Annotated in this window: 27 protein-coding genes and 1 tRNA gene; 8 read left to right on the forward strand and 20 right to left on the reverse strand. The window is 59.9% G+C overall.

From position 1 onward, the window contains the following. The first annotated feature begins 40 nt into the window (after window positions 1-40). Window positions 41-946 (forward strand): hypothetical protein, encoded by a 906-nt coding sequence (locus B9Y86_RS09795; protein WP_139824852.1) that lies wholly within the window; start codon window positions 41-43, stop codon window positions 944-946. Between the two features lie 13 nt (window positions 947-959). Here the strand turns inward: B9Y86_RS09795 and B9Y86_RS09800 are convergent, their stop codons facing one another. The 4 genes from B9Y86_RS09800 to B9Y86_RS09815 all read right to left on the reverse strand — a co-directional run bounded on the left by B9Y86_RS09800 (window position 960) and on the right by B9Y86_RS09815 (window position 3,767). Further along, on the reverse strand, window positions 960-2,330 hold the full coding sequence (locus B9Y86_RS09800; RefSeq protein WP_139824853.1) for a pentapeptide repeat-containing protein: 1,371 nt from the start codon (window positions 2,328-2,330) through the stop codon (window positions 960-962). A 185-nt stretch (window positions 2,331-2,515) separates the two neighbouring features. Further along, on the reverse strand, window positions 2,516-2,941 hold the full coding sequence (locus tag B9Y86_RS09805) for a DUF6941 family protein (RefSeq protein ID WP_085485540.1): 426 nt from the start codon (window positions 2,939-2,941) through the stop codon (window positions 2,516-2,518). Beyond that, window positions 2,938-3,330, reverse strand: a complete 393-nt coding sequence (locus tag B9Y86_RS09810) for a hypothetical protein (RefSeq protein ID WP_085485542.1) — start codon at window positions 3,328-3,330, stop codon at window positions 2,938-2,940. The genes B9Y86_RS09805 and B9Y86_RS09810 overlap by 4 nt, the downstream gene beginning before the upstream one ends. Beyond that, window positions 3,327-3,767: a hypothetical protein gene (locus tag B9Y86_RS09815; RefSeq protein ID WP_139824854.1), complete on the reverse strand. Its 441-nt coding sequence runs from the start codon at window positions 3,765-3,767 to the stop codon at window positions 3,327-3,329. Before B9Y86_RS09815 ends, B9Y86_RS09810 begins: the two co-directional genes overlap by 4 nt. Window positions 3,768-3,880: 113 nt before the next feature. On the opposite strand from B9Y86_RS09815, the gene B9Y86_RS09820 reads away from it, so the two are divergent. Then, window positions 3,881-4,231 carry a hypothetical protein gene (locus B9Y86_RS09820; RefSeq protein ID WP_085485546.1) on the forward strand — a complete coding sequence of 117 codons (351 nt, stop codon included), beginning with the start codon at window positions 3,881-3,883 and terminating at the stop codon, window positions 4,229-4,231. A 268-nt stretch (window positions 4,232-4,499) separates the two neighbouring features. Here B9Y86_RS09820 and B9Y86_RS09825 read toward each other — a convergent pair whose 3' ends face one another. The 5 genes from B9Y86_RS09825 to B9Y86_RS09845 all read right to left on the reverse strand — a co-directional run bounded on the left by B9Y86_RS09825 (window position 4,500) and on the right by B9Y86_RS09845 (window position 9,504). Further along, window positions 4,500-4,988, reverse strand: a complete 489-nt coding sequence (locus tag B9Y86_RS09825) for a hypothetical protein (protein ID WP_085485548.1) — start codon at window positions 4,986-4,988, stop codon at window positions 4,500-4,502. Further along, complete coding sequence (locus B9Y86_RS09830; RefSeq protein ID WP_085485549.1) at window positions 4,981-5,532, reverse strand: helix-turn-helix domain-containing protein; 552 nt, start codon at window positions 5,530-5,532, stop codon at window positions 4,981-4,983. The genes B9Y86_RS09825 and B9Y86_RS09830 overlap by 8 nt, the downstream gene beginning before the upstream one ends. After that, entirely contained in the window at window positions 5,498-5,920 is a 423-nt protein-coding gene (locus tag B9Y86_RS09835) for a hypothetical protein (protein WP_085485551.1), read from the reverse strand. The genes B9Y86_RS09830 and B9Y86_RS09835 overlap by 35 nt, the downstream gene beginning before the upstream one ends. A gap of 318 nt (window positions 5,921-6,238) precedes the next feature. Then, window positions 6,239-9,055 carry a phage tail tape measure protein gene (locus B9Y86_RS09840; RefSeq protein ID WP_085485553.1) on the reverse strand — a complete coding sequence of 939 codons (2,817 nt, stop codon included), beginning with the start codon at window positions 9,053-9,055 and terminating at the stop codon, window positions 6,239-6,241. A gap of 80 nt (window positions 9,056-9,135) precedes the next feature. Continuing rightward, window positions 9,136-9,504: a hypothetical protein gene (locus tag B9Y86_RS09845; RefSeq protein WP_085485555.1), complete on the reverse strand. Its 369-nt coding sequence runs from the start codon at window positions 9,502-9,504 to the stop codon at window positions 9,136-9,138. A gap of 178 nt (window positions 9,505-9,682) precedes the next feature. Between B9Y86_RS09845 and B9Y86_RS17570 the strand changes: the two genes are divergently transcribed. Then, the gene (locus B9Y86_RS17570; protein WP_176223325.1) at window positions 9,683-9,847 is read left to right on the forward strand and encodes a hypothetical protein; all 165 of its coding nucleotides are present in this window, start codon (window positions 9,683-9,685) and stop codon (window positions 9,845-9,847) included. A 25-nt stretch (window positions 9,848-9,872) separates the two neighbouring features. On the opposite strand, the gene B9Y86_RS09855 is transcribed toward B9Y86_RS17570, so the two are convergent. Beyond that, on the reverse strand, window positions 9,873-10,139 hold the full coding sequence (locus tag B9Y86_RS09855) for a hypothetical protein (RefSeq protein WP_085485558.1): 267 nt from the start codon (window positions 10,137-10,139) through the stop codon (window positions 9,873-9,875). A gap of 56 nt (window positions 10,140-10,195) precedes the next feature. On the opposite strand from B9Y86_RS09855, the gene B9Y86_RS09860 reads away from it, so the two are divergent. Beyond that, complete coding sequence (locus tag B9Y86_RS09860) at window positions 10,196-10,381, forward strand: hypothetical protein (protein WP_085485560.1); 186 nt, start codon at window positions 10,196-10,198, stop codon at window positions 10,379-10,381. Window positions 10,382-10,452: 71 nt separating this feature from the next. On the opposite strand, the gene B9Y86_RS09865 is transcribed toward B9Y86_RS09860, so the two are convergent. From B9Y86_RS09865 to B9Y86_RS09920, 10 genes are all read right to left on the reverse strand, one after another. Further along, window positions 10,453-10,989 (reverse strand): hypothetical protein, encoded by a 537-nt coding sequence (locus B9Y86_RS09865; protein ID WP_085485562.1) that lies wholly within the window; start codon window positions 10,987-10,989, stop codon window positions 10,453-10,455. A 10-nt stretch (window positions 10,990-10,999) separates the two neighbouring features. Continuing rightward, window positions 11,000-11,416, reverse strand: coding sequence for a helix-turn-helix domain-containing protein (locus B9Y86_RS09870; RefSeq protein ID WP_085485564.1), 417 nt, complete (start codon window positions 11,414-11,416; stop codon window positions 11,000-11,002). A gap of 434 nt (window positions 11,417-11,850) precedes the next feature. Next, window positions 11,851-12,990, reverse strand: a complete 1,140-nt coding sequence (locus B9Y86_RS09885; RefSeq protein WP_085485570.1) for an AAA family ATPase — start codon at window positions 12,988-12,990, stop codon at window positions 11,851-11,853. Beyond that, window positions 12,987-13,397, reverse strand: coding sequence for a hypothetical protein (locus tag B9Y86_RS09890; protein WP_139824856.1), 411 nt, complete (start codon window positions 13,395-13,397; stop codon window positions 12,987-12,989). The genes B9Y86_RS09885 and B9Y86_RS09890 overlap by 4 nt, the downstream gene beginning before the upstream one ends. Next, window positions 13,394-13,660, reverse strand: coding sequence for a hypothetical protein (locus tag B9Y86_RS09895; protein ID WP_139824857.1), 267 nt, complete (start codon window positions 13,658-13,660; stop codon window positions 13,394-13,396). The genes B9Y86_RS09890 and B9Y86_RS09895 overlap by 4 nt, the downstream gene beginning before the upstream one ends. Continuing rightward, on the reverse strand, window positions 13,653-13,856 hold the full coding sequence (locus B9Y86_RS09900; protein ID WP_085486294.1) for a hypothetical protein: 204 nt from the start codon (window positions 13,854-13,856) through the stop codon (window positions 13,653-13,655). The genes B9Y86_RS09895 and B9Y86_RS09900 overlap by 8 nt, the downstream gene beginning before the upstream one ends. 107 nt (window positions 13,857-13,963) lie before the next feature. Continuing rightward, entirely contained in the window at window positions 13,964-14,305 is a 342-nt protein-coding gene (locus B9Y86_RS09905; protein ID WP_085485576.1) for a hypothetical protein, read from the reverse strand. A 44-nt stretch (window positions 14,306-14,349) separates the two neighbouring features. Next, window positions 14,350-14,422: transfer RNA gene (locus B9Y86_RS09910), tRNA-Arg, on the reverse strand. Between the two features lie 46 nt (window positions 14,423-14,468). Then, window positions 14,469-14,783 (reverse strand): hypothetical protein, encoded by a 315-nt coding sequence (locus B9Y86_RS09915; protein WP_085485578.1) that lies wholly within the window; start codon window positions 14,781-14,783, stop codon window positions 14,469-14,471. A gap of 81 nt (window positions 14,784-14,864) precedes the next feature. Continuing rightward, window positions 14,865-16,373, reverse strand: coding sequence for a recombinase family protein (locus B9Y86_RS09920; RefSeq protein ID WP_085485580.1), 1,509 nt, complete (start codon window positions 16,371-16,373; stop codon window positions 14,865-14,867). Between B9Y86_RS09920 and B9Y86_RS09925 the strand changes: the two genes are divergently transcribed. The 4 genes from B9Y86_RS09925 to B9Y86_RS09940 are packed head-to-tail and all read left to right on the forward strand — an operon-like array spanning window position 16,372 to window position 19,210. Next, window positions 16,372-16,785 (forward strand): TadE family protein, encoded by a 414-nt coding sequence (locus B9Y86_RS09925; protein ID WP_176223326.1) that lies wholly within the window; start codon window positions 16,372-16,374, stop codon window positions 16,783-16,785. The genes B9Y86_RS09920 and B9Y86_RS09925 overlap by 2 nt on opposite strands. Next, window positions 16,778-17,203, forward strand: coding sequence for a hypothetical protein (locus tag B9Y86_RS09930; RefSeq protein WP_244894708.1), 426 nt, complete (start codon window positions 16,778-16,780; stop codon window positions 17,201-17,203). The genes B9Y86_RS09925 and B9Y86_RS09930 overlap by 8 nt, the downstream gene beginning before the upstream one ends. 1 nt (window position 17,204) lies before the next feature. Then, on the forward strand, window positions 17,205-17,672 hold the full coding sequence (locus tag B9Y86_RS09935; protein WP_085485584.1) for a pilus assembly protein TadG-related protein: 468 nt from the start codon (window positions 17,205-17,207) through the stop codon (window positions 17,670-17,672). A 53-nt stretch (window positions 17,673-17,725) separates the two neighbouring features. Further along, complete coding sequence (locus B9Y86_RS09940) at window positions 17,726-19,210, forward strand: MFS transporter (RefSeq protein WP_085485586.1); 1,485 nt, start codon at window positions 17,726-17,728, stop codon at window positions 19,208-19,210. Window positions 19,211-19,220: the final 10 nt, after the last annotated feature.

Below are 19,220 nucleotides of genomic sequence, written 5' to 3' on the forward strand. Positions count from 1 at the left end.
GTCATTCTTCTCCTACCAACCCAGACACCAGGAGAACACAATGACCACCCAGCCATCACAGTCCACGAATTCAATCGTCCACGAGGTGACTCACGAGTTCGTGGAACTCACCCCTGAACTCGCAGAGAAGTGGCTTGGTCACAATCTAGGCAACCGACACCTGCGCCGACAGAAGGTTCAGCAGTACGCCCAAGACATGCGGTCGGGCAACTGGCAGACATCAGGACAGTCCATCCAGTTCGACTGGGAAGGGCGACTCATCGACGGCCAGCACCGATGCGAGGCAGTCATTGAATCAGGCGTGACCGTCCGTGTGCTCGTTGTGAGAGGGCTAGATCCGCGCTCTCGAGAGGTAATCGACACCGGAGCCAAACGGACCGGAGGAGACGCCCTACGCTTCGCAGGCTTCACGCAAGACCCGACCGTACTCGCCGCCGTCGCACGAATTGCAGACGCTCGAGAGAGTGGATATCTGAAGACCGCGATGGCGACCAGCATCCCAACTTTGTCGAACTCCGACATTATCGCCTGGGCCGAGCTCAATCCTGATGTTGGGAGTGCAATCCTCCTGGCTCGCCGCACGGGCAAGAGCATCAACATTCAGCCCTCGGTTTGGGCCTATTGCCTTTATGAGCTCGAGAAGGTTGGAGCGAACGCAGCGGTGGAGTTCGCTGAGTCGATCGCTGACATGCGGCTGGATGGCAAAGGCGACCCGAGGCGAGTGCTGCTGGACATCTTCCATCGAGCCGCAACGGGGCAGCGTCGTAAGCCTGGAATTGCAGAGGCGATCTACATCGTGTTTCGTGCTTGGAACGCGTGGGCTTCTGGCGTGACACTGAACCAGATCGTGCCCGGTAAATCAAACACCGAAGGGAATGAGATACCGAAACTTGCCGGAATAATTCGCGCTGACGACACGAATAGTGGACGTGCCGCCCGCCCGTAAGGAGTGGTGGGCGTCACTTAAGCCAAGGAAAAATGACCGGTTGTGAAGAGAACTTAGTCTCGCCGACACTTACATCCCCGCCCGCGAACTTGGCGTATTCGAAGTCGACTTGGCCGCTCTTGAATAGCGAATCTCCAAAGGAAACGATGGAGCCCGACAACTGGGCACGGCTGAAGGACATCTCGCTACCGTCGAAGGTTGCCGAGTGAAACGTGAGTTCACCAGCTCGGAACTTCGAACCCCCAAACGACATGTTCGTACCGGAGAAGCTTGCGCCGTCGAAGTCCACGAGGGTGCCCTCGAAGACAGCGCTGCCGAAGTTGAAGTAGCCCCCAGCGAACTTCGCGTCCGCGAAAGAGATGCTTCCTTCCGAGAGGTTAGATCGGGTGAACAATATCTCGCCACCTGACTGGGTCCAATACTCGAACGCGAGATCGGCGCCCAGGAATTTCGCGTGCGAAAAGGTCAGTCTGCCGCCTGACATAGAGCAGTGTTCGAAATCGATGGAGCCGCCCATCAGTTCCGTCCCGAAGAATGACAGAGTCGCCCCTAAAAATTGGGCCTGGCTGAAAGTGAGCCCTCCACCCTGAATGGACCCATGGGTAAAGGAAACCGTCCCGCCTGAAAAGACGGCATGCGAGAGATCAACGCGGCTGCTCGCAAAGCGAGTGTTCCGGAAGTTGATGTCGAAATCGATAATCGCGCCTTGAATATTGAACCGAGCACCATCCCAACTCGGCTGACCGTCTGCTTGTCGATGGTGGGTTCCGATCAAGTCGAAACCGGTGGCACGGATTCGTCGTTCATCATCGCCTTTGTCTGACGTCGGATCCCATCTCGAACGCAGGTAACCGCACAGGACATCGATGCACACTTGCCGTTCGTCAGTGCGGCCGTGATTCGCCCAGTCATCGGCCAAAGCGGCGAGCGCATACATACCTGCCTGTCGCGTCGTGGGTTTGTCCGGGTCGCTAAGGAGTCCTACGGCTTGCGCAAAGCGCGCACGGAGCTCCCGGTCGCCGTCCGCATGACGCTGTTGCTCGAGTTCAGTGATTCTGCGCTCTTCCTTAGCGCGTTCATTCTCCGCGTTTTCGAGCTCCAACCCGTGACGAGACAAGCTCAGCGTTACACCGACGAGAGCGATGACCCCGCCGAGAGAAAAAAGGACGACTTGCGCCGCATTACCGACTGCGAGCCGAACGGTGGCCGTATCAACTTCTTGATTTGCTAGCCAGTTGTCCAGAAGCAACTGCGGCAGTAAGAGCAAAGCCACTGCACCGAAGACGACAAAAGCGATGACGGCCGGCACGATCACCCAGGGGCGCAGGAACCGCGATGTCGATCTTCGGGTTGCCTTGGGTGCCAGGGCAGTATCGTCCGTCATGGCTAAAGGGTACGAGACGAGATGCGCACGAGCGACCATCGGCGCGGTGGTCTCGAATGACATCCGTGTAAATCACAAAGCGTTTCAACCCTGCACGGTTCACGCAGCGCGGCAAGAGTCCGGAAACGAGAAAGGCCCCGCCTACCGAAGTAGACGGGGCCAGGTCTTATCGACCAATCTCCGCGCTAAATACTCGGAGAGGGCAATGCGGGATCGATCCTGGCGTCAAAGGGCAAAGATCCTATGACTTCATTGTTCGCCGACACAACAATGGTGTAAATCCCTGCCTTCGGGACACCCGCATTTGCCAAGCTCAGCACAAGAGGGACGGTGTTAAGACGGGCCTCGGCGACATAACCCACATCAAGATCGACCTCGGCTCCGAATAGGGCTTCACTCGCCTCATCCTCGTGGTGTCCCTCCACCGTGATATGAAACGACTCTCCGTTTTCAGGCACACCACTGATGAGGAAAGACAACGCTAGGTCGGCCAACAGAGGGGCGGGGTAACTCGGGCGATTAATTGTTGTGATTCCGCCCGCCAGAACGCCAAGCAGACCTTCCCGAACGTTAGCCGAATCGCAGAGTAATAGCGCCTTGACTTCGATCATTGGTCGGCGAGCGAATGCTGGTCTACGCGATCGATAGACGACCCTAGGTTCAGCCCAAAGTCCCCTTGCGACGATACAAGAGATCCTGCTCGTTGGCGGACAGCATGCTTTGCAACCGCAGCTTGGGCATTCATCGAAGCCTTGCCTTGAAACCTCAGGGAGCTAGGTGCGTCGTCCGTCATCGTCTCGCGATTCACGATGAGGTAAATGTATCCGCCGACGGAGTCCACGCGCTCGACGTATGCCGATGCACGCACCTCATCCTCTGGCTCGAAGGCGACGACGATATCGCCCTTCTTAACGATTCCCTGCGCGTTCGTAATTCGGGTCTTTGTCAGACCCATGTTGTCGATGTTGTTCAGGTCGATTTCAACGCGTACTTGGCTCATGCCGCCACGCCCTTCTTCCAAGCCGGATTCTTCATCCGGCCGCTCTCGAGTAGTAATGCTAGTTCGTCAACCCTTGGAACTGCTTTGAACGGGTCTTCGCCGACTAGGTGGTGATGCGGTTCCTTGTCGTTGGCATCTGCTACTACTTCAAACCCAGCTTGGCGCAAGATTGTTCCAGTGACAACCGCTACGGTCCTGCCCTGAAGGGATGTAGCATCGCAAACCCTCGCAACAGCGTCCTCGATGGTTTCGCCGTCTTGGCAATGTGTAGCCAACACCGAAACGCCATAACGGCTCGGAACCCGACCGTTGCGCAACTCTTCGTGATGGGTGTCTTCAGCGTTCTCCCGAAGCTTGGCGGGGATCAGCGGCGTGAATCGGATAACTACCTCCGAGCCGTCACATTCGAGGGACACAACCTTGAATCTAGTCGACATCCCAGGCATCGTGTCCACTCCATAGTTCGCGGTGCCCATAAGTGGGGTGTCTCCGGCATTGCCTATGCTCGATTCTTCGTCGGTCGGGACGGTCCCAACGAGAGGAGCACCCTGTGAACAAGGTCGGCGACTACACCGCACTGATGGCCAGTATCGACTTCGTGCCATCCGATCCGTTCGCGATCGTGCACATCCACAAGAAAACGTGGTGCGTGGCGCCGCACGGCAAGATTCTCGGCTGGATCAAATGGGACGATCCGAAGCCATTCGACCGACGGTTTCACGTCTACTCCCATGGACTCGACGATGGTGGCCGGCGTGTGTGGGTGAAGTCGTTCGAGACCATCGGCTCGGCCGCTACGTTCGTCCGCCAGCATGCAGCCGAGATGGCGAAGCTCACGGCCAGGTTGCAACCCGACCACTTAGAGTTCGTCGACGGAGTTCCGCGTCGAGGGACGACGTGAAGGCGGATGAGTAGCCCCACGGGGACCACCACCCCTACCCCTCTGCTACGCCCCTCCGGGTGTAGGCGATATACATTTTGGGCCGTTTTTCCACACGCCCGCTCCATGCATCGTTGTCACCCATGAACCGATCCTGGCAGAGACACGTTTGAACGTTGAACCCAGTTCGAGGGTCAACGCCAGTTATGCATGCACGCGATTAAGTAGCCGTGGGTTGAGGGTGCATGGACAGACCTTGCGTCTAGGCCGTAGCGGACGGATCGTTCAATCAGAGACTTTCCACTCCGCTGTCTAGGGTCCCATTTACCGACCTCTCGGCGTCCTTGACAGTTTCTTCCCAAGTAATCGGCAATTCGAATGCCGTCATCCCGGTCAGGGAGGACAACTCGGCGATTCTGGATCGGTGGTACGGGTGCAGCAAACGGACGCCCATGGACTGTCCGGGCATCAGAGCACCAGATTTAGCGTCTTCATCGCGAATGTTCTTGGATGCTATTAGCGTCAGAGCATACTTTGATCGCAGTGTTGCGATGAGGGCGTCTGGGTCATCTCGGTAGTGAAGGTTTACTCGGCACTCGGTCACGATTTGAATATGATCGTTATCCGTTCGGTACTGAGCTGAGGTCACTTCGTAGGCCACAGATGCCGCAGGCTCCGCAGTGTTCGATTCAAAGCCCCGGACAAACGACGATTCGACCAAAATTATCGAATCAGGCTTGAAGGTTAGTCGGCGAACCTTGCGTTTTTCGTCAGCCATAACTCAACTCTTTTGTGGGAACCATCTGAATCGCCTCTCGGTGAATACCTATCCGAGAATTGACATAGTCGACCGACCCAAGACGTCGAGTTGGTTCAATTTTCCTAGCGTCGACCGGTACATCGTGTTCGACAATTAGGATTCTGTTTGTGATCTTGTTGTTGTGTTCTACGACATCCTGATAGACGACCGTGGGGCTGATCGCTGTACGACGTCTGCGGGGAGCTCGCCGCGCTGGTAAAGGTGCCGTTTCCTGGTCCGCAGGCTCCGCGTCAAGCCGGACAACATACCCAAGGGCGCGCAGGTATCTCGACAACGTAGACATTCGAATGTTTCCGTCCCCATTCAGGACTTGGGACACGCGACTTTCGCCCACCCCGATCTGGTCTGCCAAGTACTTTTGGCTTTTGCCAGACGCCGTTAGCGCACGGTTCAACAATGAAACCGCCTCAAGCATGGTCGTCGCTGCTGCCATCTCAATTCGGCCCTCTGAGGTCTGATTCTCAACTTCAATCAGCGTCAGGTTCTTCAATAATTCGGTCATGGTCTATGTCCTCCATTCGGACCTGGTGTGCTTCATCAATGTCAGAGGGTAAGGCGCGGTTGTCAACCTTTTCGAACCACAGTCCTAAGCGAATAAATACCTCGAAGTCTTCCGGAAGAATCCAAACGTTCCGGCCCATCACCGAAACGCTCTCACCCAACTTTGGATCCCACGAACCTTGATCGTCTGTGTCGTAGAACGTCAGGCGTATGTCCTCTACCTTCAGTTCCCACAGACCATTCCCGAGCGAGTTATACGATCCGCGGCTGTCGATTTCTCCATTTTCCGCAAGGTACTGGATTATGGCCAGTAGGCGACGACGCAGGTTCGGCTGGTGGTCGTCGGATCTCCTCCCATCCGGCCAACGCTTGTTCTCTAGTTGCGTCATGAGGTCCCATCCGGGTTCCGACGTTCCGTCTGCGCGTAACGCATAGGCGATCTCGTGGAAGCGGCCGTCTACGGCGACACGTCTTTGTACTTTACCCAATCGTAAACCCCCGCCGTCAACAGATGCCCCACACCGCGCTGGCTCCACGATACACACGAGCCCGCGCTCCTCATCTATAACCGGAAGATTTCTCGAAATCCGACCGTCAAATGAGGGGTGGCGACTAGCTGCCCTTGCGGGACGGATTGCGGCCATGACAATCTGCCCGCGGGCATCCCCCCGCATCTTGGCTAGAAATTGCGTCGGCTACATGAAGCGTCAACGCGCGCGACCCGTACTGAGGGTGGTCGAGCGATCTCGATTGGCAGATGCGATTTGATCTTGGATGACCATCTGGAACGGAACGCCATCCATAGTCGCTATCAGGGTGGTGCCGGCAAGGGAAACCGTCGGGGCGACGTTGATGCTGCCACCCGCTGGGACGAGCGCACCCATTCCGGACTGTGCGGACACCAGCGAACCAACGCCCCACTGCGCTTCCCGGGCGAGCTGGCTCATGTAGCTCCCAGAATTGATCGACTTCAGCAGCCCGCGGTACTGCGATGCATAGGGCTCCTGAATAACTTCCTCGCCGGCAGACAGCCACACCGGGATCGAGTCCGACTTCGACGTGCCGGGACCGACCGCCGTGCCGCCGCCAGCCAACGCCATCGCTGCCTGAGCGACTGCACCGAGGCCGACTGTTCCTCCGTATGCGTGGTTCTCTCTCGAGTCGGAGTATTGCAACCCGTTACCGGACGCGGAGACCGTGATGGACTTTGACGTGGGAATGGCATCGACGAGTTCGTGCAGTTCCCTTAGCCGAGCTGCAGCAGTGTTCGTTTCGGCGAGAATGTTGATCTCCCTCTCTGTGGGGATGCGATACACCTGGTCGGCCAGGGCGCTTGCCTGGTCGGCGGTGTAGCCGAGAGCAGTGGCCCTGTCGATGATGGTCTGACGCCCAGCCGCAAGAGTCGCCTGAAAGGTCGCCGTATTGCCATCCAGAGCGAACTGCGCCTCCGCGGCACCCTGCGAGCTGCCCGCGAGCCCGTTCAGCATCTCGAGGTTGTCGCGTCCCGCCTGCGTCGCCTGATCCAGTGTCAGCGAGTACCCATCGGCACCTTCACGAGCCTTCTGTACGTACTCGTCAACCTTGGCCAGAGAGTTCTGATAATCGAGGTTGGCCGAGATCGCATCCTGCCCTGTCTCGTTCGACGCGTTGATGGTGTCGATCAGCGCGCTCAGGTTGCTCTGTAGCTCCTCAACTGTCTGCGCTTCATCCGAGTAAGCGTCCGCGGCGGAACCGCTCACGCCAATTCCTGCCTCCGTGACGCTGTTCTTCTGTTCCGCCTGCTTTGCCGCTTCGGCGAGGGATGACGACTCGCCCTGTACGGACATCGCGAGATCTTTCGCCGCCAGCGAGAGCTCGAGAACCGACAGCCCAGTCTCTTTTTGCTTCTGTTTGAACTTGTCGGAGCCGACTGTGCCAATGTCGAGTTCCTTGTTGAGTTCACGCAGAGCCGGCGCAGATCCGAGCGCGGCTTCCGTGACCGTATCGAGTGAGATGCCCAATTTCTCGGCGTTGTCGAACGCCGAATCGTCTGCCTCGAGTCCCGCAAACGTGTCCTTGGTTGCGAGGTTCGCCGCGATCATCTTCCTCGTGTATTCGGTGATGGATCCTGTCTGGTCGTCTAGCGAGCCTGCGAACGCATCGACCTTGGCTGCGGCCTTAGCTTGCTCTGCGACGAAGAGCCCAAGAGCGAGCGTCGCGGCGGCGACCGCGCCGCCAGCGAGACCAATGCCGATGCTGACTTTCCGGCCAGAGAGGTCGAGTGTGTCGAGACTGTCCTTGAAGTCCGCAAACCGGGGGATAGCAACGAGCGCAGCGCCTCCCGCGAGAGCAAGACTGCCCGCGATGCCGGTCAAGGCGGTCGCGGTACTAAGAACGGGCGCTGGTAGCCCTCCTGCAGCGTCGGTGAGGAATGTGAGGCTCTGGGTCGCACCGCGCAGAGTGTCGTTCAGGCCCGACCCCGACTTGACCAGCAAGGTGTCGAACGCACCGCCTAGCTTCTCGATGTCGCCCTTGAGGTTGTCGAGACGGTCGGCGGCAACTTGGGCAGCGTAACCGGAATCGTTGGTCTGGTCGACGTACTTCTGGATGCCAGCAGCACCCTGCTCATACAGAACGTTCGCAGCACGGAGAGCGTCGTTGCCGAAAATCTGAGCCAGGGCAGCGTTACGGGTTTCGTCATCCAGTCCACCGAGCCGCGTCTTGAGTTGGCCAGCGATCTCCGAGTAGGAGAGCATCTGCCCGTTGCCGTCGTAGAACGACAAGTTGTACTCATCCATCAGCGACTTTGACTTAGCAGTCGGCGCCTGCAGCGCGATGATCGAGCTCTTTAGAGAGGTGCCTGCATCGGAACCGAGGAGACCAGCATCAGCGAACGCAGCAAGAACACCAGTCGTATCCTCGATCGACTGCCCGGCACCATTAGCGACCAGACCCGCCTGACCAAGAGCAGCAGCCAGGTCAGATACGTCACCAACGGCCTTACCTGCACCAGCAGCGAGTAGATCAGCGACATGCGACGCCTGGTCCCCACCAAGCTGGAACTGCTTCAAAGCAATCGCAGTCACCTGCGCGGCATCAGCAACCTCGAGCTGACCAGCAGCCGCCAGCGACAGTGCGCCGTCCAGGCCGCCGTTCAGGATCTCCGAAGTCGAGAGACCAGCCTTGCCAAGCTCCTCAATAGCGCCGGCAGCCTCAACCGCCGAATAGACCGTTGATGCCCCGGCGTCGACCGCAGCACCACGGAGCAAAGCCATGTTCGCCGCAGACTCCTGCGTCGCAGCCTTGACGTTAGACATCGCTTCATCGAATTGGGCGAACTTCGCGACGGCGATACTCACCGCGGCCGCTGCGGTCGCACCGAATGCGAGAGCGCCGACCCCAAGGGTTTCAAACGCCTGCTTCTTCTGAGCAAGCTTCTCTGCCTCTGTGCCGAGCTCGCGGGTCTTCGCTGCGGCCTTATCCATGCCGGAGATGTAGCCGGCGACCTCCGCGGTCAAACTCACGCGGGTGTTACGTGTTCCCATGGGTCTTCCTTCCAGAAGGGGGTTAAATCAAAAACCCCCAAGCGAGTGCTTGGGGGTCTGGGTGCTGCTGTGCCGGGGCTCTACTCCTGGCGGAAGTGCGCTTCTTCCTCAACTGGCCGCAAAAGGCGGTAGGTGAGAATCATGTGGTTGATGTTCTTTTGGGCGATCGGGATCACGAACGTGTGCGCCGCCAGCAGAAGGTACTGACCGATGAGAGTCATCACCGTCGTAACAACGAGGCGGGTGTAATCAGGGGACTTCGTATCCCGGCTGATCTCCGCAAGAAGGGCAGACGCCGGATGATCCTTGCCCGGATTGAGCACGATCAGGTGAGCGCAAATCTCCCGAACCTGCTTGTCGAGCTGAACCTCATCGATTCCAGACAAGGAACCGTCTGCTGATTCGATGAATCGAAAGCTCTCAATGGGTGTTTCGGGACTGATGGGCATCGATTCTCCTTGGGAAAAAAATATCGGGGAGGGATTACGCCTACACCCGGAGGGGCTTAGGGATGAGGGTCGGGGGCACCTCCCCGTGGGGGTCGGAGCTGAACGAGATCTTCGGAAGTCGGAGATCTCGTTCAGCAATCGCTCGCTCATAAGCACGGCGCTCTATATGCTCGGGCTCATGGCTACTTTCAAGGTGACGATCAACCCTCTGACTGGTTCGAGCGAGACCGTGGAAGCTGAGGACTACAGCATTCAAGGTTCGTTTGCGCAGTTCTTTGACGCCGAGGGCAACGTCATCGCGTCCTACAACACCAACTCTTTCGCCTCAATCGTCAAGCAGTAGTAGCCCTGAGCTACTGGCCCCGCGCTCACGTGGTCGTTGCCGATCGCTGGCGACTCATCACGGCGAGGTCGCGTTCCGGGTCGTAGTCCTCAGTGAACCCGCCTTCGATAGTGAGGCTGATCTGTGTTGATGGATTGACGTAGACGGTGTGGTCGGGACTGATGACAATCGGGCCACCGCGTCTGGCTCGGGCGCCGGCCGCTAGGAACAGGGTTCGCGCTTCTGTCTCCGGCAAGACGATGGAGAGGCCACCGACTGTCACGATTCCAGAGACGGAAGAGCCCGACTCCATGGTGCTCACGCTCTACCGTCCGCTACCTTTGGGCTCTCATCCAAAGGGGAATCATCATGGGCGTCAGCCGGGACAGCATCACTCTCATTCAGAACGAACTGAGCGGAACCCTGCTCGAGATCGCGCTCACTCATGATGATGACTCCGAGGCGGGGGCTGAGGCTATCCGCCAAGCTGTCAGTGCTTCGGTTTGGGAGGCTCTGTACACGCTCGCGAACCACATCGACGACCTGCGTGCCTGACTTGGCATGTGCGGCCTCCCTGCCCCGTGCCATGGCTTCGATGTATCCCTGAGCTAGGGATCTCACTCCCATCAGATAACGCCGTAGATCACTGCGCGCTGCATTGACGGACCCTCGAACTCCTCGACCTGCTGAAGATCAGAGAGCTTCTCCGCGGTGTCCGGGTACTCGGCACTGTATGCGCGAGTGACGCTCCTCCATCCAGAGGTCACCGCTTTAAGTAGGACAGCGGACGAGAGTGACTTGTCGCCCGAAACTTCGGCCCGGTTGAGGAGGGCGATTGCTTCTTCCGGGTCAGCCAACCGGTCGGCGCGATCCTGGGCGTCGCGGAATGCAATCACATGTGACGGGTCCGAGGTGGTGCTTCCGAATAGCTCACGGGTGAGTCTGTCTTTCGTGTCGCGGACGTACTGCATTTCCTGGGCCTTGAGAGCTGCGAGGGATGACTTGATGCTCTCCTTCTGGTTCGCGATCTGTTCGCGCTTCCCGCTGTCGGTGAGGTTGCCGTCGTTTTCGATGGCGCGGGTTTGCGATGTGAGGCGGTTCTGCAGTTCCTCGGCCTTGGCGCGGTAGCCGGTGACTGCGTTGGTGAGGTTGGTGAGTGCCATGATTCTTCTCCTATGCCGTTCGTCCGGCTTTGTGATGTGCGATGTCTTCTCGTGAGACCTGCCAGCGTCCGTCTACCTCCTGCGCGGGTAGGCGTCCTTCTTGGATGGCGAGTCTCACTCCTCGACTCGTGATTCCGAGGATGGTTGCGGCCTGCGTGGTGCCGACCCACTTCGATCTTTGTTCGGCTTCCCGCTCGGGCGCTTCGGGGCTTCCGGTAGCGGAAGCTCGCCATGTCATGGCAGCGGATTGCAGCGCGATCAGCACGGCTGCGAACTCCGGGTCGACACCTCTAGCCCTAGTTCGCAGCTCCTGCAGATTCGAATGCCGAACCAGTAGAGAAGCGATCCTGGCGGGAACGATGGTTATGTCTCCGTGGAGGAATCGGTTGGGCTGCATGGCGCCCTCGTAGGGGCGGGGGTCATTCATCGGTTCCCGCCTTACTGTTCGAGCTGTAACGCTTGCCGGCCCAGACGCCACCCTTCGGTCTTTCGATCTCTGCATAGTCACGGCAGAGGTCGAACAACGGGCACGCACGACAGATATACGAGAGGGTATGCGCCGGCTGATCGTCGAGAACGAACCGGCCATCGTTCTGGCACTCCGGGTCGGTCTCGAGCATTGCGTCCGTAAGCCGCTCGTACGCTGCGGTTGCGCGGCTCATTTGGCTGCCCTCGTCCTGTAGTCGTGCATGACCGCCCAGATCTCGTTTGCTGCCGCGTCTAGTTCCTCAAGGAGTTCGGAGGGTATCGGTTCCCATCCATCTCGATGTGTCCATAGACCTATCTCTCGGTCGTTGTAGGCAACCGTGACTCCGTGCGCCGCAGCTTCAGCGATCAGGACTAATGCGTTCTCGATCGCGTTCACGATGTGGCCTCTATTTCTGTCGCTTCTTCCTTTAAGGGGAGTGTTGGTTGTGTTGGGGTGTTGGTTGTGGATCCCTCGAAACCAACAGAACCAACGGAACCAACAGGGGTGTAGAGGCCTCGGGTTGGTTTGTCGAGACGTCCCGCTTCATAGGCTCTCGACAGATAGACCTGCGCACTCTTGTCGTCCATGCCGAGCAATGTTGCGAGGGCGTGCGGCTTCAGTCCCTCGGGGTGTTCGCTTACCTTCGCAATGACCTCAGTCATGCGATCGCCCACGCCGTTCGATGCCTTTGCGGATTGCGCTGCTCGAGATGCATCCTCGAGACTGCTGCCGTCGAGCTCCCAGGCCCCTGTCTCGGTCTGAGTCAGTGAGTATTCGCCCTCTGCTGCATCTCGGGAGGTGACCTGCAAGGTGGCTCGCTTGTCATGCCGGTCGCGCTTTAGCACCAATATGGTGTCCGCTGCACCCGCAATGCCCTGAGTGCCGCTCACCGCGTCCAGGAAGTCGCCTCCCTCGGCTTTGCGTGTGTGGTGGACGATGACGAGGCTTGAGCCCGGTACGGCGTCACTGGTGGCCTTGAGAGCCGACAGGACGGAATAGTCGTGCCCGTACTGGTTGCCGCTGCCGGCGGGCGGCATCACCTTTCCGAGGGTGTCCAGGATGACAACGGGGTCCAGTCCCGCGTACTTGTTCATGTAGTCGCGGATGACTGGGATCACTTTGTTCGAGTCAATTGCCGTCATGAATTCGAGGCGGTGAGAGAACTCCTCCGGGTTGAGTCTTAGGAGTCGGTCCTGCAGCCGCCGCGGGCCATCCTCAAGGGCGAGGTACAGGACTGGCCTCGGCTTGCCTACGGGGAGGCACCCGAACGCAACGCCACCAGAGCTCAAGTCCAAACCGAGACCGAGAACCATCCACGATTTTCCAATTTTGGGTGCAGCCACGAGAAGCGTCATGCCCTCGGGGACGATGCCAGGGACGACGTATTTCGTGGGTGGGTAAACCTGCTGCATGAGCCACGCTGCGTTGAACGTGACCGGTGTCGCCGCTGCGCCAGCAAGCCCCTGCTCTTCGGCTTGGAGCTTTGCGACGAAGCCCATGTTGGCGTCGTAGACGGTGGGTGTGCCGATCATTTGGCATCACCTGCCACGAGCCGGTTCCAGTAGTCCTCGGACGCTTCGTCCATGCGACGACGGCGTACGTCACCAAGGTCTCGACCGTAGAAAGCGATCTCGTAGTACCTGTCACGGTCGGCCTGTGCCTGCTCGAGTTCAGGCTGCAGGGAGCGTCGGCCTTGCTCGTGAGCAACCGTCCACCATGCTGCAAGAGCGGGAGTGAGCTGGTACTGCTCGATATCCCCGGCCACGAGGCGCCACAGCGTCCGTTCGAGTTCCGAGTCGACGGAGGATCCGATGGCCCATTCGACTTTTCGGGACTTCGCGAATACCGGCGTTACGATTGAAGTGTTGAGCCCGCCAGCCACAACTTCGTCCGCCCTAGTGTCCGCACTGGGGCGGATTTCTTTTTGCTCCCGGGTCATCGCTCACCTCGCATGAGGTTGTGAACGGCCGTCTCGCCGGTCGGATCGACGTGGGGCATGAACCAGGCGTCGAAGTCAGGGATGGACGTCGCTCGGGCGTCTCGAAGGTACGCACGGACGATCCGTGAGACCTTCGATGCCGAGATGGTGACACCGGCTTCGCCGAAGCGCTCATGCACGCGTCGAATCAACTGCTCAGCAGTGGCCGTGGGAGCGGCCTGTTTGTTGTTCCAGGTGCTCGGCGCGCTGACGGGCCTACTCATGGGCACCTGCAGGGCGCAGAAGAGCGGCGATGCGGTCGCGCTGTTCAGATGTGAGCGGGGGAGCGGCATTGACGACGCGCTCGATGTAGTCCTCGAGCCGTTCCGCTTTTAGCTGGCGGGTGAGTTCCGTTGTGTCGGCGTTTGGGTCACGGCGTTTGGTGTGGGCGATTTGAGAACGTGTCTTGGTCCAAGACATAGAAAAAGACTCCCGAAGGTGCACTAAGTTCCCACCCGTTTCGGGGTGCTTAGCGCGATACCAGTTTCGAGAGTCTTACGTTCCCCAGGTCAGTTCGCTTGCCTGTTCTATTTGAGAATAGCAGAGAGAATGGAGAAGTCCAAAACTTTGTTCGAACCAATTCCTCGGAGGGCCTTGTCGACGAGAGAGGAGCGGGGACGAGGGTCAACCCCACATGTTTGGCACCAAAGCTTCACGGCGCCAGTTGGGGCAGATGCGTCGAAGAAGATCATCTCTGGGTCGACGTGACGATCTGCGGCATCCCCTCCGGAGGCGCGCTGACGCGCCCGGTCTTGGTTTCTGGTGGTCATGGCAAAGCCAGTTTCGGTGAGCACGCCGGTAGCAAGGGTGCGTCTCTTGTGCGTTCGGCGGCCGGTGCAGATGATCTCGAACGTGTCTTCGTTGGCCATATATCGCTGTCGTTTCGCCATCGCCGTTCCCTTTCGTTGATGTGTCCCGATTGAAGGATTCGAACCTTCGGCAAACCAGGTAGAAGCTGGTTGCTCTGTCCACTGAGCTAAATCGGGGGAGTGCAGGGGTCGCGCGCGAAACGCGCCCCTGCCGTTCATATGGCTAGGCTGCGGCAGCGACCTTCTTTTTGCCGTGGTCGAACACCGCAACTAAGTCACTCGCCTGCAGGTTCAGCACTCGGGAGATGCTGAACAACTCGGCTATGAGCCAGTCGCGGTCGCCGCTGAGAGACGCCTCTAGATCTTTGCGTTTCGTGTTTGTCAGTCTGGCCAACAACTTTGGGCTGATGTTCTGCCGACCAGCAATTTCGCGGATCTCCCGTGACAGGTACTGGTGCGGCGTGAGGTTGCCCTCGAACGTGGCGACCTTGTCCCGTCCGTGGATCGTGATTGTGTCCGTAGAATCGATGTTGTTCATTGGTTGCCCTTTCTTGGCTTTGTGGACTACGCCCCGGGCTGTTCGTATCAGCTACGGGGTTCTTGCATAACTACCAGCGGCCTAGGACAGCCATTCGATAGCTACATCTTCGGGATCGAATACCCGCGTGTTCTTCTGCTTCCGGATCGTGACCGACGTGAGGGTGCCGATGATGCCTCGGCGCTGCGCCAGGGTCAGCTTCGAATGCCAATGATCGGCGACGTCCTTCGCCTGAATCAGGTTCACGAGCTTCGAGTCACCGTCCGCTGCTGAGATCTGACGCTGCAGCGCGTCAATTTGTTTCGTCAGTCCGCCTGACGCCTCTCTGACCGCGGCCATGGTCAGCAGCCCTTCTGCCAGCGCCAGCGCTAAGTCGTCCTTCCTCTGGCGCAGGTCGGCGGACTTGGCAAGCATCGGCTCGATATCCACCTTGGGCCGGATGAGCTTAGAAGCGTCCGGGAGGCTGAGTCGGGCGATGAGGACAGATTCAACCAGTTCATCTACTCGGGCCTGGTTCCGCTGGACGCACCATTTCGACGTGCACGCGTAAGCGATCTTCGCCGGCTGAGCAACACCGTTCTTGGGCCTGGGGTAGTCCGGTCTCGCCATCATTCGTCCGCCACACACACCACAGGTCGCGATACCTGACAGCAGGTACTTGGTCCTGTTCGACCACGTATGCGGGGTCTTGCGCCGCTGCTTGGCAGACTTGAACTGCTCCCAGTCGTCGCGGGTGATCAAGGCCTCCCAGTCGCCCTCTGCGACCTCTTCGCCCTTATAGAGGCGGATACCGGCATAGGCGGGGTTCGCTAGTCGAGCTCGCAACTGAGAGACCGTCCATGGCCCGCCGTTCGTTGTCGGAATATTGCGGACGTTGAAGTTCTCAGCGATTGCATAATATGTCTCGCCTGCCAGATAGCGCCTGTAGGCCTCACGAATCACGTCAGCTTCACCCTCGACTACCCGCACCGCGCCGTTGACGCGCTCGTAGCCATAGGGGCGATTACTGAACTGCCATGATCCCTTCTTCGCTCGTTGCGCGTTAGAGGCAACCTGACGGGCACCTTTCTGCTCAACCTCGTAGCGAGCTGCGTGACCGAGCATGCCGGCGAGCATTCGTCCTGCAGGCGTAGTGAGGTCGAGTTCACCAGCTCGGACAGTGAGAATCCGAAGAGCGTTTTTCTCGGCTGTCTCCACAATCTCAACGAGATCTTTTACTCGCCTGTAGAGACGGTCTGTGTGCCAGACGATAATCGTCTCCACGTCTCCTGTCTGGATGAGGGACAGAAGCTTGGTGAACTCGGGTCGAACGCCCTTGGATGCAGACACGTCGTTGTCTACGAACTCGCGAGACACAGTGAGCCCGTGTGTAGTGGCGAGTGCCCTGCACTCGACAAGCTGCCGGTCGACCGCAGTCCCTTGACCGTCCTTGTCGAGCGACTGCCGGGCGTATATCACTGTGCTCATGTCGATTACCCTACTCTTGCGCACCCCGGTCTGGTCATCATCATCTGGGGACTCGCCGGACCGGCTCTCAGCCAGGTCTTCGAGCAGGCGATCGATCGCGTGACGGCTTTCTGACGAGATCATGGTGTCGACGAGTCGGCGGATCCTCGAGAGGCTGCGGCGAGACGATGGGTCGGCCGCCGTCGAGTTCGTTCTCGTGGGCGTGCTGCTCACAGCTCTCACGCTCGGGGTCATTCAACTGGCCTTCGCCCTGCACGTGCGCAATACGTTGCTCGACGCGGCGGCAGAGGGCGCGCGGTTTGCCGCGCTCGCGGGAAACTCTCCCGAAGATGGAGCGGAGCGAACGAGGCAGCTGATCAGCACTGCGGTGGGCGCCGACTACGCCGCCGGGGTATCCGCCGGATACACGGAGTACCTCGGAGTGCCGGCGACCGAGGTCACCGTCAGCGCACCTCTTCCGCTGGCCGGTCCGTTCGGACCACCGAGATCGTTGGAGGTGACGGGCCATGCCGCTGTGGAAGCGCTTGATGGCTGACGACGGCTCGGCCTCGCTCGAGTTCATCACCGCGGGAGTCCTGCTCCTGGTGCCGCTCGTCTATCTGGTGAGCGCTCTGTCCTTGCTGCAGGGCGCAGCGTTCGCCGCTGAGGGCGCGGCGCGCCAGGCGGCGCGGGTCTTCGTGCAATCGGAGTCGATCGAGCAGGGGGCTGCATCGGCCGAGCAGGCCGTGGCGATCGCGTTCTCCGACTTCGGCATCACTGACGGCATCGCGCCGATCGAGTACTCGTGCGATCCATTACCGGATGCCTGCCTCACCCGGGCAGGGCACGTCACCGTCACCGTGCGCGTGTCGGTGCCGCTGCCTCTACTCCCGTCATTCCTAGGCCGCGAGAACACCGGAGGCATCCCGTTCGTCGCGACGGCGACCCAGACGGTCTCGAGATTCCACTCATGATGTGGCCAGACTCGTGAGAGCGACGGCGGCGACGGCGCGACTCCGCTCCGACGAGGGCTCTACTCTGCTGCTCACGATCTTCTACGCGGCCCTCGCGCTGCTCGTCGTGCTCGTGGTCGTGGCGGCGTCGAGCCTGTATCTCGAGCGCACCCGACTCTTCACCATGGCCGACGGCGCTGCCCTTGCCGGCGCCGAATCGTTCTCGCTCGACGACATCGAGTTCGTCGACTCCGCCGTCGTTCCCAGGCTCGACCCCGCGGCCGTCGACGCGGCAGTCGACGACTATCTCGCCAACGCACCGTCTTCTGCATCGTTCGACGGCCTGACTGTGATCGAGGCCACAACCGCTGACGGACGCAGTGCCACAGTCACGCTTTCCGCGTCGTGGCGGCCGGCGGTGCTCTCTCTCATCGTGCCGAACGGGTTCCCCATCGAGGTCACCTCCGTCGCTCGTTCTACATTCCGCTGAAATCTACGCAAGGCCCTCAGGCAACCCACAGCCTCGGTGTAGCGTACGTGTCCATGGCTCCGACTTCACCGACACCCCAGATCGAGATCACCGAGCGGGCGAAGTGGCAGGCCTTCGCCGTGGCGGTTGGCGTTGCCGCACTCACCATCCTCGATCTCTCGAAGGTCAACGTGGGTCTTCCCTCGATCGAGAAAGCACTCGGCGCTGGCTCCACCGAACTCCAGCTGATCGTTGCCGGCTACGCCCTCGCCTTCGGCCTCGCGCTCGTTCCCGCCGGGCGGCTCGGCGACATCTACTCGCGCAAACTGCTCTTCTCGATCGGCCTCATCTCGTTTACCCTCGCGAGCCTCGCCTGCGCGCTCGCGCCGACAGTCGAGACGCTGCTCGTCGCGCGCATCCTTCAGGGAGTCGCCGCAGGCATCCAGATGCCGCAGGTACTGGGACTCGTGCAGCAGCTGTTTCAGGGCGCTGCACGCGGGCGCGCTTTCGGCATCTTCGGGGCGACGATCGGAGTCTCGACCGCTTTCGGTCCGACGCTGGGCGGGCTGCTGATCGCCGTCGGCGGTGAGACCGACGGGTGGCGGCTCCTGTTCTGGATGAACATTCCGCTCGGGCTCATCGCCCTGTTCTTCGCCCTGCGTCTGCTGCCGAAAAAACCGAAAAGCTCGAGCGTCAAGACAGAGCTCGACCTCGTCGGAATCCTGCTTCTCGGGTTCTCGGTGTTCAGCGTCATGGTTCCCTTCGTCTTCACGACCGGTGGCCCCGACGACGATCCGAAACGCTGGTTCTGGCTTGTCGGCTTCGTTCTCGGAACCGTCGCCTTTCTCCTGTGGGAGCGCGACTACTCCCGCCGCGGCAAGTCGTCGGTCGTGCACTTCGCCCTGTTCCGCATCGCCTCGTACCGCAACGGCATCCTCGTGGCCACCGCGTACTTCGCCGCTATCCCCGGCACCTTCCTGCTCACGACGCTCTACCTGCAGCAGGGCCTCGGGGCGCTTCCCGTCTTCGCCGGCATGGTGAGCATCCCGTTCGCGCTCACCTCGGCGGCCAGCTCTCTCATCGGTGGGCGCATCGTCGAGCGCTATGGGCGCAAGCTCGTGGTCATCGGCACGATCACGGTCATCATCGGCTTCTCACTGATCCTCGCCGCCGCCGTGCTCACCCCGCGTGACCAGACGATCTGGTGGATGGCCGCCGCCATGGCCGTCGCGGGAGCCGGAGGCGGCCTCGTCATTTCGCCCAATCAGACACTCACGCTGGCGGAGGTTCCTGTCAGCGAGGGCGGTGTGGCAGGCTCGCTCGCGCAGGTCGGGCAGCGGGTCGGAACCGCGATCGGCGTTGCGGCGGTGAGCTCGACGTTCTTCTCCACTCTCTACCGTGAGACGTCGACGCCCGACAAGCTCACCGTCTACCACGACGGATTCCGCAACGGCATCCTCATCGCGATCTCACTCATCACGGTCTCGCTCCTCGTGGGTCTTGTCGACCTGAGGTCGCGCGCGAAGGCCCGGGCAAACCAACCCGCGACATCCGCCTGAAGAGAGCTGC

It is taken from the genome of Agreia pratensis (genome assembly GCF_900177685.1).
Lineage (GTDB): Bacteria > Actinomycetota > Actinomycetes > Actinomycetales > Microbacteriaceae > Agreia > Agreia pratensis.